Origin of the sequence: Anaerophaga thermohalophila str. Valhall, from assembly GCF_000250735.1 — a bacterium.
GTDB classification, from domain to species: Bacteria; Bacteroidota; Bacteroidia; order Bacteroidales; family Marinilabiliaceae; genus Anaerophaga; species Anaerophaga thermohalophila_A.
Genome location: NZ_AHZV01000260.1, coordinates 1 through 12,741, shown reverse-complemented (window position 1 = coordinate 12,741; position 12,741 = coordinate 1). Strand labels below are relative to the sequence as shown.

The following is a 12,741-nucleotide window of genomic DNA, read 5'->3' as shown; positions in this document are numbered from 1 at the left end:
TGTTCCACAAAACACGTTAAATTATTAATAATAAATTATTTACATTTCATAGTCCCATTTAAGGTGCAAGGTTTTTCATGCAAATCTTTAAAAATGTTTGCACCTGTAAATGTTAATGGTCAACATATCACAATTCAAAAGAATGTCACAATAATGAACGATTTTAACTATTAAAAAGGCGCGGTGGCCTGTCCGCTTTCCGGGCCGGCGGATGACGGGAAGCCAAAATGGGCGACGTACATGGCCTTGCGCAATGGCCGGAAATTTTGGTTTTCGCGGGGAGACAGGTTTAAGCGGACCAGACCTTTTTGGTTCTTTTTGGGGCAATGCCAAAAAGAACGATGGAAAATAAATTTGAAACAGGCTGCTGACTTTTTCAGCAGCCTCTACTTACAAGGGCATTTGTAGTCAATGAGGGGAAGTTCATTCTACTCATCCGTTGAAGACTTCCGGGGCCACAGGGGCGGCACAGGTACAGTTTAGGCCGCGGGTCAATACACTCGAGCTTCAACTGAATTATGGCTATGGTTGTGATTATTCAGGTGAAAAAGGTTTTGTACAAGTGCTGACAGAAATCTAAATTATTAAAAAGAATAAGTAATCAGAAAATTCGGTTATCAAATTACCCGGCAATCAGGAAGTCACATTCGACTTACAACAAAAGAGGACGGAATTCATCATGTTCGATACCAAACCATAAGCCTCTGAGAATCGGAACTCTTTCCAATATTTTGTCGGATATTGCCGACCATTTCCAATTATCGAAATGGAACTTTTAGAAAAGCTGTTTTAAATCAAAAGTATTCATTACACTTGCTTTACAACTTTGAATTCAGATTCATAAAAAACAGATATACCGATGCAATTAAAAGAGATCGTTTCCGCGCAAAAGAAGAAATTGCAAACTACACTCAGCCCACAGGAACAGGCGTTGGGCGAAATCATTTTCAACAACGGGCAGTGCCAGGTGCTGGCCCAGTCGGTATTACGTTTCGATAGCGGAATTCGTAGTCATTTGCTGAAAACTGTGTTAGTGCCGCCCCATTTACCATTTCTGTAAACATTTGCTTTTCGCATGGGTTTTAATGGTTTATTTTGACTCATTGTAAATAAAAAAGCCTACAAATCATTTGATTTACAGGCTTTTGATGTTTTTTGGATTTCCTATTCGTCGGGGTAGCAGGATTCGAACCTGCGACCTCCTGCTCCCAAAGCAGGCACACTAACCGGGCTGTGCTATACCCCGAAGTTTTGCGGAGAGAGGGGGATTCGAACCCCCGGTACGGAATTACCCGTACGCCGGTTTAGCAAACCGGTGGTTTCAGCCACTCACCCATCTCTCCGGGCAACGTTCTGAAAGACTTTTCCACAACTTGTTGTGGCTTGCGTTCTTTGCGGATGCAAATGTATTAATTCGTCCATTAACTCCCAAATTTTTTTGCCTTCAGAATATTAAAAAAGATTTGCCTTATGGAGAATTGCCAAATTATCAAGAGAATAAAAATACACGGACTTGTATTTATCAGTTCCGGCGCCTGAAGAAATCTTATTCAGACACTAATGTTTTTGTTATTGGAGAATTATATGAAAGTTTAACTATTATTAAAAAATTAAGTATTACTTAATTTTTTTGGCTATGTTATATTTGTGCCGAAAGAGGATTGGATAAATTTTATACGAATGAGTGTGGTTATAAAAGGACACATTTTTGTCAAAATCAAGGCGTTTTAAATTTTTGTTCCGGAGTTAACCTGTTGTTTATGAGGATGCAAAAATTTAAAACAACAAAGTGTTTGGCAATAAGGATGCTTTTTAGAACGGACTCATACGAATGGAAAAAATGCTCTTCCTATATAGTGCCGGTCTATAAACTCGTGAAAATTTTCACAATATGTGTTTCTGTTGAGAAAGTGCCGGTTGCAAGGCTAGCGACGTCTGAAAATACGGAGTTTACTTATCGTAAATGCGGAATTTTCGGACGAGCGTAACGCAGCAAATGGTAATTTAAGGACAGACACAATATAATCTGTTAAAATGAAACGAATTGGAGAGCGCATAAAGCGTAAGCGCGAATTAATGGGGATACATCTTGGCGATTTGGCCCGGGAGGTTGGTATCAGCGCCAGTGCCTTATCACAAATTGAAAGGGCCAAGGCTTTCCCTTCAATCATAACAATAAAGTCGATTGCCGAGCATCTTGATACAACCGTGAGCAAGTTGATAGGGGAGAGTGATCATAAATCCGATACATCGCCTGTAGTAAGGCGGGGAGAGGAGAAATTGCTTGAGAAAACCGATGATGGTGCATTTCTTTTCGGGGTGGATCATCATTTTTTGAATAAACAGATGCATCCCTTTATTGTTGAATTGAGGAGTGACGCTGAAATTGCCGATATTTTAAAGGGTAAGGTGGGACAAATATTCATTTTAGTTCTGAAAGGGAGTGTCGGGTTTGTTCTGGATCATGAAAAGTATCATCTCGATGAGGGAGACAGTATCTATTTTAGTTCGCGGGTCAGTTACAACGCTAAGAATATTGGGAAATCTACAGCCCGGATTCTTGTTGTAATATCTCCGCCTGCTTTTTAAAGTACAGGACGTAAAGAGTTTTAATGCTGCGGAGAATTTGGTTCATGAGAATTACAAGAAATGGTTAGATTTTTAGATATAGGATGCCAAACAAAAATAGCTGACAACCATGTGCCTGTAAACTGTTTAACGGGCTATATGTTAACGGGCTATTGAATTAAAAAGAAATAGTATATGAATGATTTTTTTAAAACAATTGAAAAAAAGGGTGTCGTATTGCCTGATAACGTGGCAGACGTGCTCAAAAACTGCAAGGGTTTTACCTTTTTCGAAACCAGTGAACAGCTGGCCGAAGCTGCTGTAGGTGGAAAAGGAAGTAAAGTTTTTGAGGTGAAGTATGATGTCCCGGGAAAAGGAGAATATACAGAAGTTGTTGTTAACAGGGTAAAGAACGGTGTAGTGGCCAATTACACGGAGCCCTACATGCGACGTCGCGATCCCGGAACTATGTCAATAGCCGATGATCTGCCCACGGATAAGCCGCGCTTCAAAGAGTGTTATGGATACGATTTCTCTGAGCTGAAAGAGGAGACTTATGAATGGTTAAAGAATCAGGAACTGGCAGTTTTCTTTTATTATGCCGGGAACAAAGATTATAACATCGGATTGGGTGGTATAGCTATTGCACCTGCTAATGCCGGATTTTTTGCAATGGGGCTGGCAATGCTTCAACGTATTACTCCGATGGATGAAATTGATGACAAGTTTGCAATAGAATCGGTAATTTTTGTTGCTCCTACATTTCGTCACACTCATTTCGGCGGAAAACAGGCAGTTGTTCATAACCGCACGGGGAAAGTTCATGAAATATATTCATATAACCTGTATCCCGGGCCCAGTGCCAAAAAAGGATTGTATGGGGCGCTGCTGACAAAAGGAGAACGGGAGAACTGGATTACCGCCCATTGTTCTACAGCTGCAGTAATCAGCCCTTATGATAGTATTACAACCTTTATGCACGAAGGTGCCAGCGGTGGAGGTAAGAGTGAAATGTTGCAGCATATTGTGCGGGAACCCAATGGTGAGGTGCTGATTGGAGAGAATATTAAGACGGGAGAAAGACGTTTGATTAATCTGCCTATTTTCTGTTCTTTCAGCCCTGTTACCGATGACATGGCTCTTTGTCCTCCCCAATTGCAGCGCGACAACGGGAAACTGCGTGTGATGGATGCGGAAAATGCCTGGTTTATTCGGACCGACAGTGTAAGACAATATGGAGATGATCCTACACTTGAAAAGCTTACGATCAATCCTCCCAAACCATTGTTGTTTCTGAACATTGAGGCCAATCCCGACAGTACTGCACTGATTTGGGATCATATTGAAGACGAACCCGGTAAACCTTGTCCGAATCCGCGTGTCGTTTTGCCCCGGGATATTGTCCCCGGCGTAGCCGGCAAGCCGGTTACTGTTGATGTTCGAAGCTTTGGGGTTCGGACACCACCGTGTAGTAAAGAGCAACCCAATTATGGTATTATCGGTTTGTTTCATGTTCTGCCGCCGGCATTGGCATGGCTTTGGCGTTTGGTTTCACCCCGTGGACACGGCAACCCCAGCATTGTTGATGTTGGCGGAATGCAATCGGAGGGAGTAGGTTCCTATTGGCCTTTTGCAACAGGCCGGATGGTACAGCATGCTAATATGCTGCTTGATCAGATAATCAAGAATCCCCGTGTTGGTTATGCTCTGGTTCCAAACCAGCATATTGGTGTATGGAAAGTCGGGTTTAAGCCACAGATGCTGATGCGAGAATATCATACCCGCCGTGGAAATGCCAAGTTGCGCAGAGATCAGTATCAGGATGCACGTTGTCCTTTGTTGGGATATGAGCTTAATTATCTCACCATTGAAGGATCAAAGATTCCGTCCAGATTCCTTAAAGTTTACAAGCAACCGGAAGTTGGTACTGAGGGATATGATGCAGGCTCAAAAATTCTTTACGACTTTTTTAAGAAGGAATTGCCAAAATTCCTGAAACCAGAGTTGTCACCAACCGGCAAGCGAATCATTGAGGCTTGTTTGAATAATGCCAGTGTCGAAGAGTACAGTCAGATCATTCCTATGAGTTATCAGTATTCTTTTATGACGATGGAAGATTATGACAAAATGGATTTATAAAAATAAACCCGGGCAGGTTCACTGAACGGCCCGGGTAAAAACTTTTTGTGTGTTTTAATTATTAGTAAACGAAGTCGCATCGGGAAACGTCCCTGGTGCGGCTTTTTTTTGTGTCTGTTCAAAACAATAGATCGTTAAATGTTTAGATATAAGATGTAAGATGTTACCTACAACTTTGATATCCTGCATTTTAATAAACAAATCTCCTTAAATACAAACACCTGGCTTGCAGGTTATTGCAAAAGATTAACGAAGTATTGTTCACAATACTCCGCTAAACTATCACATCACAGATGTTTGGTAATCTCTTAATCTTCAAAATTTTCTTCCGTAGTGAAAGAAGGCGCCGGAAGTCCGGCATCATTAAACAGCGATGCTTCCGCACCGTTTTTATACGCATAACGAACATCTGCAGGCGATGATAACTCTGGTGAGAAGATTATAAGCTTATTCCCGGAGATATTAACCCTGGCAGGAACAAAATTTCCGTCTTCGCCGGCAATTTCAAATTGGTTGGGGGCATCTTCCTCAATAATCAGCCCTTCTTCGGCATGTTTGAAAGTGATTATAATTTTGTTGTTTTGTATTTCCACATCTTCGGGAAGAGGTCCGGAATAAACAATGTCTTTACCATAATCATTTGCCAGGGCCCAAAGAGCCAGCCTTTTTCCAACATCAGCTTTGTTGGCCGGATGGATGGTGTTAATATCTCCAATGTCGAGGGTTACCGCCATCCCCGTATGGGGTATTTGCATAGCTCTTCGTTGAGCTTCCCGTAAGTTGGCCGAGGATATACCTTCAATATCATTGTAATGCCATGGTGCAAGTTGCACGTAGTAGAAAGGCATATTTTCATTGTCAAACTGCTGACGCCAGTCGGTTATCAGCAATTCCATCAATCGAAGATATTGATTGGCCCGTCCTACATTTGTTTCGCCCTGATACCAGATGCTGCCTTGCAATGTATACGGCGTCAGCGGGGCAATCATCCCGTTGTAAAGGGCCGTAGGAGTGTGTGAACTTAAGGACATGGAAAGTTCGGGACGATTTTCGTAAACATCGGTTTTGGGATCAAAAAGGAATAGTTCATCGCCTTCCAATTGAGCAGTAACTTTATATTTCCATTCACCGGCAATTGACAGTGCTTCGGTTTTATTGTTTTCAGGATAAACTGTTAATAACTCAGGCTTCCCGTAAATGCCACCGCCTCCCTGGTTGTCAATTACTTTAACAGCCAGAACAGCCTGTCCGGCTTTTACTTTCTCCGGTGGAACGGTATATATCCGTTCTTTATTCCAATGTCCCGGAACCTCAGTGCTTCCGATTTTTTCACCGTTGAGGTAGGTAGCATCCATGTCGTCTATGGGGCCAAGAGAAACGATCAGTTTTTTCCCTCCCCATTCGGCGGGAATTTCAAATGATTTACGAAACCAGATGACCCCGTCTAAATCTCCTACAGTTGGTTCAAAATAGCCCGGCAGTTCCATTGTTTTCCAGGATTCTGTATCGGTGCCCGGATGGCTGCAATAATCATCAAACACATCCAGATTTTTAAATGGCTCTTTGTTGTCTTCCGTTGCCACTATAGCAATGGATTCCAGCGTGTTAAGCCATTCATTGTAAGCTTTTTCCTGTGGAGCAAGTTGTTTTAACTGCTCAGTAATGTCTGCAAAATCTTTGTCCGTGGCAAGCGTTCTGTTACTTATCCAGGCTTCGATAGGTGTTCCTCCCCAACTGCTGTGGATGATTCCGACAGGAACATCAAGTTCACTATTCAGCTTTTTGGCAAAAAAGTGGCTGTAGCACTGAAATGACCTGCATTTTCAGGTGAGGCAACTTCCCACTTTCCGGTAACATCGTCCAACGGTTCTGCCGATGTTTTACGGGTAACGGTGAACATTCTGATTTCAGGATTTTCTGAGTTGGCAATAACCTCGGCCGAATGAAGTATGGTATCGTTGGGCGGCCATCCGGACAGTGGCATTTCCATGTTTGACTGGCCCGATGCCAGCCATACCTCGCCCAGCATAGCATTCTTAATAATGATGGAAGTGTCCGGGGCCACTACCGAGAGATTATAAGGACCGCCTGCCTTTGTTGTGGCAAGTTTTAATTGCCAGTTGCCGTCCCCGGCGGTTGTAGCTGAAGAAGAGCTACCCCAGTCGGCGGAAACTTTAATCTCTGTTCCCGGCCTTGCTTTTCCCCATATTACCACATCGGTGTTTTGCTGAAGAACAATATTGTCTGAAAAGACGGACGGTAGTTCAAGATTTGATTTGGATGGCTTACATCCCGTCAAAGACAGCATAAAAAAGCTAAAAATAAATACGCTGACTGGTAAATTTAATGTTTTCATGGCTACGTCTGGTTTTATTTGTGAAAGGCCGGCCTTTTGAGGAGGCCGGCCTTTCTTTGTTATTGAATTAATTAGTGCGTGTCTATAAACACGCAAGATTTTTCACAATATGTGTGTCTGTTCAGAAAGTGCCGGTTGTAAGCCCAACGCAACAACAATTATTTTACAATACTCCGTTAAACTTTTACAGATGTCGGTTAAGGCAGAGACGCCCAAATTGGGTGTCTCTGCTCATATAAAAACTTTGCGTCACTGCGCCTCTGCTTTTACGCTATTTTTAACTGATTATTGACTTTACAGACGGGAACTATTTATCGTTTTTGTCCTTATCGTTAGAGTTTCTGCCTTTCGACTGACCAGGTTGTTGTGGTTTTGCTATGGAATCGCGCATTTGAGTGTCAGCGTCGATGTTTTTGTATTTCATATAATCCATAACTCCAAGGTTGCCTGATCTGAATGCTTCTGCAATGGCCTTTGGCACTTCAGCTTCAGCTTCAATAACGTGTGCACGGGCTTCCTGAGCTTTGGCTTTCATCTCCTGCTCTTCGGCAACGGCCATTGCTCTGCGTTCTTCGGCTTTGGCCTGGGCGATGTTCTTATCGGCCTCTGCCTGGTCGGTCTGGAGCTCTGCACCAATGTTTTTACCAATGTCGATATCGGCAATATCTATTGATAAAATTTCGAAAGCTGTTCCGGCATCAAGTCCCTTGCTGAGGACCACTTTAGATATGGAGTCCGGATTTTCGAGTACTGCCTTGTGTGAGCTGGACGAACCTATTGATGAAACAATACCTTCACCAACACGTGCAAGGACGGTTTCTTCACCGGCACCCCCCACCAGTTGTTTGATGTTAGCGCGTACAGTAACCCTGGCTTTGGTGATGAGCTGAATCCCGTCTTTTGCAACGGCAGCCACAGGAGGCGTGTCAATAACTTTTGGGTTTACCGACATCTGTACAGCCTCAAATACATCTCGTCCGGCAAGGTCGATGGCAGTACCCATTTGAAATGTAAGATCGATGTTGGCCTTCGATGCCGATACAAGAGCATGAACCACGTTGTCGACATTTCCTCCGGCCAGATAGTGGGCTTCCAGTTCGTCACGTTTTATGGTTTGCAGCCCGGCTTTGTGTGCCTCTATCATGGCGCGCACAATAATGGCCGGCGGCACCTTACGGATACGCATTAGTACCAGCTGTATGAGAGATATCCTGACTCCGGTAACAAGCGCAGAGAACCAGAGAATAACAGGAACATAATACAAAATGACGAAGAATAATACGACAATGACGGCTATAAGGCCGAGTGTCCCGAATACTTCCATAGTAATTATTTTACAGGTTTAACAATGATGTATGTTTTGTGAACTTCCGTTACTTCTATTTCTGTTTTGGGATCGACAAATTGTCCCTGACAGCGGGCTTCAACTTCCTGATTGTTGACCCTTGCTTTACCGACAGGATTCAGGCGGGTTATGGTTTTTCCACGATCGCCTGGCTTTATTGATTCTTCTTCGACTGTATCAACATGGCTGCTGATGGTGGATTGTAACATGACTTTATTCCATGTTTTTGTTCTCAGGGCATAGAATAAAATAATTATGGTTGCAATAAGTGTTGCCCCCAGTGTGATATGACCGGTAGAAACATCAATTCCATACGCCATAAAAATTCCTGCTACAATCATTCCCAAACCGCCAATCCCGGCTATGGTAATGCCCGGAACCACAAAAAACTCAAGAATGAGTAACAAAAGTCCGGTTATGATAAGTAATATGATAATAGCCATTGCAAATGATTAGTCAATACTGACTTTTAGTGATTTTTCCGTGAGCATTTTCTGCAGATCGGTCAGTTCATTATATGTTCCCCGTTTTATTTCACAGTGTCCCTTATAGTGCGTAAGAGTGGCACATTGTTCGGCCTGTTCACTGTCGTGAAGGCAACAGGCCATCAGAGCATCGATTACGTCATCGAAAGTATTGACATTATCATTGTGAAGGACCAGTATATGTTCTCCTATGCTCTCTTTGTTTGATCCCTGATTCTGCTCTTTTTTATCGTAAGGTACCATAGTCCTGAAATTTTTCGTAAAATATGAAAATAATTTCAATGCAACAAGAAAATTAAAATTTCGCCTCGCCAACCAGTGTCTTTCCGTAAAGTGCCATTTACTGTGTTACACTCGTCCGAAAATTACTCATTTACGATGAGTAAACTCGGTATTTTCGGACTTCGCAATCCTTGCAACCGGCACTTTCTGAACAGACACACTTATTGTAAAAATTTTTGCGAGTTTATAGACACGCACTAACTATCCGATAATCTATTGACCTGTCATCTTTCTTGCTTCGTTAACGGAAATCTGCTCTCCGTTTAAGAAAGCCACGACAAATGCACCCGGAAAACCTTTTTTTCTGATATCTGGCACACTGCGATAAGCGTCTTCATAGGTTGAATAATTACCGGCAAAATATTTAGTCAGGTCTTTACCTGCAACAGGAACGGAAGAAATGTCCGCAATTTTGGATAAAGCGCCGGAGTCGGGAGCATTTTTGAAAACCCCGATCTGTACTTTAAATACCGGTTTCAGGGATTGATTTTCCGTTGCATGATGGATCCCGGTGAATGCGGATTCTACCAGGGTGTCAGCATCTGCCTGGTTTTTGTTGTCATACCCCGAACCCTTGCCTGAGTCTCTGCTGTTTTGAATGGTTTGATAATTATCCTGAATGTTATTATCCGGTTTCGTTGACGACAAAGTCATATTGTCTTTTTGAATATTATCTCCCGAAGCATACTTAACCAGCTCGTTTTCTATCATTTCGATGGCCTGTCTTTTCAGTCCGCCCAGTTGTTCATATTTTTCCGGATTCCAGATGGCCATGTTGTCAATCTGATTATTGGCATCTTCGAAATAGCTTTGGGCTCTGCGAAAAGTCTGTTCCATTTCCGGTTGTGTAGAGTTTTTGGTGAACTTTTCCAACCTGGGCTGATATATATTGTACTTTTCGTCCAGTGCTTCGTGATACATATCCAGGGCTTGCTTGTGTAATTCTTTGGATTTTGAAATTAGCCGGCTCGTTTCATCCGAAGTTTGATTTTTGTTAAGTGTATCGACATTTTTTAATTTTTCGAAGAGCGAACGCTCTTGTGGCTCTTCATCGTAATTAACAGATTGTTCGAGGAGGTTTGAGGCTTCAAGTTTTAATATATTCGCCCAGGTATACATGCTGTCTGTGCGCTGTAAAGTTTTGATCTGTGCCGGAGTGAAATATTTTTGGTAGACCGGTGTCAGTTTTTCTTTTCTTTTTCTGAATTCTTCATCAGAGAAAAACGAAAAATCGCCGGGCTCCAAATCTTCCAGGGAGCTGTTATTGTTGTTTTTTGGAATTACTTTCCTGTAAGCTCCTTTATCTATGAGTTGAGTGATTTTTTCGGTTTCGAGTTGGCGGGCACGGATAAAATGGCGTTTAACACGGTCGTCCTGTCCATAAACCTTTTGTTCGAGTTCGAGTATTTCATCCATCAGTTGTGTCAGCTCTTGCTGATTGTAACTTTGAGCATATTGTTGCCGCTTGTTTCGCATCAGTTGTTCAAGGCTGTCTTTTTCCATATCGGCCATCTGTCCCCGTTTAAATTCAGCCCGGGCCGCATCACTTAAAAATTGATTGTAGTTTGTATAAACAATTGTGTCATTGATGTGAAATACAAATTCCCTTTCGGAATCCGTGCTTACAGGTTGTACTGCCTGTTGTTTTGCCTGCTCCTTTTCCCAGACATTTCCCATTGCTAACGGTAGCTGTGCCAATTCTCTGATTTGTTCGGTGTCTTCAGCAAGATTTTTAATTACTGTATTGTCCCATACAATCCTGACAACCACTGCCTGGCCGGGAGCAACTCCTCTGTTGGTGGTGAACCATGCCTGTTGTCCGAAAGGATCAGCGGCAAACATATAATCATCTGCCGGCGAATTGAATGGAGGTCCTATGTTTTCAGGCTCTGAAAAAGAATTGCTTTCAGGATCATAAATTGAGCGGTAAATGTCGAGACCGCCCATTCCTCCCGGACGATCGGAGGCAAAAAAGAACGTGGTGCCGTCGACCATAAGAAATGGTGTGCGTTCGTCATAATCGGAATTAACCGGCGAACGCAAATTTTTACTGCCACTCCAGCGGTCGAGTAATTGTTCCATTTTGTAAAGATCGTGGGTGGCTGTGTCGGATTCTTCCAGAACAAAAAATACTTCGTTTCCTTTTTCGGTTCGATACATAAGGTTTTCAGGAGGAACACCGGTTTTAAAAAAAGTTTTGTTCGGTGCAAGGGTACCACACTCTTCAGGAAAATTGTAGGCAGCTATAAAATTATTTTCAGCCACGGTGTCCTTGTTTGTTACCTTAATGCTGAAATATTTGTTTGTCAAACGGGTTGCCGATTCGCAGTCCTGAACAGCCCTCTTTGCCACTTCTCTCCGGGGATCGCTGTTAGAAGCATACTTAAGGAAAACTTCATATTCTTCTATAGCGGAATCAAAGCGATAGGTGTGTTGATATGCTTTCCCGAGATAGTAATGTGCATCTCTGCTTACCCGCCTGGTTGAAGCAAATTTCAATCTTTCAATGGCTTCATCGTAATTTTGACGCTGTTCAACCAGACAAACACCAAGGTAGTAATTGAATTTAGGCTCACGATCATAGCGTTCGATCAGGTGTTGGTACATAGGCAAAGCTTCAGCATACCTGCCGTTGCGAAACAGCTCAATCGCCTGGTCGGGAGAAACCTGGTTTTCCTGGGCATTGGCCCACCCAAATGACAATATGAACGCAATGATTGTTGTGTAAATTATTTTCATGCCTTGTGCCAGTTTAAATAGTTTCTGTCCATAAAGTACCATTTGCTGTGTTACGCTTGCCGCCAAAATCCTCATTTACGAAAAGTAAACTTCGTTTTTGGCGGCTTCTCAGTCCTTTCAATCGGCACTTTCTGAACAGACACAAATATTGTAAAAACTTTTTGCGTGTTTACAGACACGCACTAATGAATCATCTCACATCTTTTATCTCAAAATCTAACGACCTGTTGTCTTTTCAGACATCAAATTTAATCAATAAGGTTGAATTCCCTAAAAGGATTTTGCTGTTCATCAAAATCAAGGTGTATTTTATCGAAGATATTTTGATATCATAATATAAATGTTAATCTTTGTTTAGTCCTGACCCGGATGAACTAAATTTTGAGAAATTTTAGTTCATCTTATTCATTTACACGAGATAAGAATAATTTAAGGAATTTAATGCAGGTCAATGAAATCAATTATTTGTTTTGAATAATTGATTTTTCCATTTGAAAAATTCTTTCCTTTTTTATTAATTCCGGCTCATCCACTATCATTTTCTGCAACAATCAGATTGACCATGTTGAGCATTTTGGTATTAAAGGAACTCCGTTGTGCTTTTTCGAATACTGCCTGTATTTTTTAACTGATCTATGAGTGCGGTCTAAAAAGCATCTTTGTTGCCAAACTCTGTATTGTTTTAAATTTTTGAATCCTCATTAACAACGGATTAACTCCGGTACAAAAATTTAAAACGCCTTGATTCTGAGGAAAATATGTCTTTTTATACCACGTTCATCTATGCGTTTTTATATAATTTACCACTGCTGTCCGACAAAAAAGCG

Annotated in this window: 9 protein-coding genes and 2 tRNA genes; 3 read left to right on the top strand and 8 right to left on the bottom strand. The window is 42.1% G+C overall.

What is annotated here, in order from left to right; all coding sequences use genetic code 11:
* Positions 1-859: 859 nt before the first annotated feature.
* Positions 860-1,060, top strand: a complete 201-nt coding sequence (locus OQ5_RS0114090) for a hypothetical protein (RefSeq protein ID WP_010422826.1) — start codon at positions 860-862, stop codon at positions 1,058-1,060.
* A 111-nt stretch (positions 1,061-1,171) separates the two neighbouring features.
* Here the strand turns inward: OQ5_RS0114090 and OQ5_RS0114085 are convergent.
* Both OQ5_RS0114085 and OQ5_RS0114080 read right to left on the bottom strand, forming a co-directional pair.
* A tRNA-Pro gene (locus OQ5_RS0114085) sits at positions 1,172-1,246 on the bottom strand.
* Positions 1,247-1,254: 8 nt separating this feature from the next.
* Positions 1,255-1,343, bottom strand: a tRNA-Ser gene (locus OQ5_RS0114080).
* 691 nt (positions 1,344-2,034) lie between these two features.
* Between OQ5_RS0114080 and OQ5_RS0114070 the strand changes: the two genes are divergently transcribed.
* Both OQ5_RS0114070 and OQ5_RS0114065 read left to right on the top strand, forming a co-directional pair.
* On the top strand, positions 2,035-2,589 hold the full coding sequence (locus OQ5_RS0114070) for a helix-turn-helix domain-containing protein (RefSeq protein WP_016778103.1): 555 nt from the start codon (positions 2,035-2,037) through the stop codon (positions 2,587-2,589).
* A gap of 174 nt (positions 2,590-2,763) precedes the next feature.
* The gene (locus OQ5_RS0114065) at positions 2,764-4,707 is read left to right on the top strand and encodes a DUF4914 family protein (protein ID WP_016778102.1); all 1,944 of its coding nucleotides are present in this window, start codon (positions 2,764-2,766) and stop codon (positions 4,705-4,707) included.
* A 308-nt stretch (positions 4,708-5,015) separates the two neighbouring features.
* Here OQ5_RS0114065 and OQ5_RS24780 read toward each other — a convergent pair whose 3' ends face one another.
* The 6 genes from OQ5_RS24780 to OQ5_RS0114035 all read right to left on the bottom strand — a co-directional run bounded on the left by OQ5_RS24780 (position 5,016) and on the right by OQ5_RS0114035 (position 11,914).
* Positions 5,016-6,290 carry a sialate O-acetylesterase gene (locus OQ5_RS24780; protein ID WP_255297548.1) on the bottom strand — a complete coding sequence of 425 codons (1,275 nt, stop codon included), beginning with the start codon at positions 6,288-6,290 and terminating at the stop codon, positions 5,016-5,018.
* Between the two features lie 191 nt (positions 6,291-6,481).
* Complete coding sequence (locus tag OQ5_RS24775; protein WP_255297547.1) at positions 6,482-7,063, bottom strand: hypothetical protein; 582 nt, start codon at positions 7,061-7,063, stop codon at positions 6,482-6,484.
* 307 nt (positions 7,064-7,370) lie between these two features.
* Positions 7,371-8,387, bottom strand: coding sequence for a flotillin-like protein FloA (gene floA, locus OQ5_RS0114050; protein WP_016778101.1), 1,017 nt, complete (start codon positions 8,385-8,387; stop codon positions 7,371-7,373).
* Positions 8,388-8,392: 5 nt separating this feature from the next.
* Entirely contained in the window at positions 8,393-8,851 is a 459-nt protein-coding gene (locus tag OQ5_RS0114045; protein ID WP_016778100.1) for an NfeD family protein, read from the bottom strand.
* Positions 8,852-8,860: 9 nt separating this feature from the next.
* Positions 8,861-9,136, bottom strand: coding sequence for an ATP-dependent Clp protease adaptor ClpS (locus OQ5_RS0114040; RefSeq protein ID WP_016778099.1), 276 nt, complete (start codon positions 9,134-9,136; stop codon positions 8,861-8,863).
* A 252-nt stretch (positions 9,137-9,388) separates the two neighbouring features.
* Positions 9,389-11,914 (bottom strand): tetratricopeptide repeat protein, encoded by a 2,526-nt coding sequence (locus tag OQ5_RS0114035; protein WP_026055309.1) that lies wholly within the window; start codon positions 11,912-11,914, stop codon positions 9,389-9,391.
* Positions 11,915-12,741: the final 827 nt, after the last annotated feature.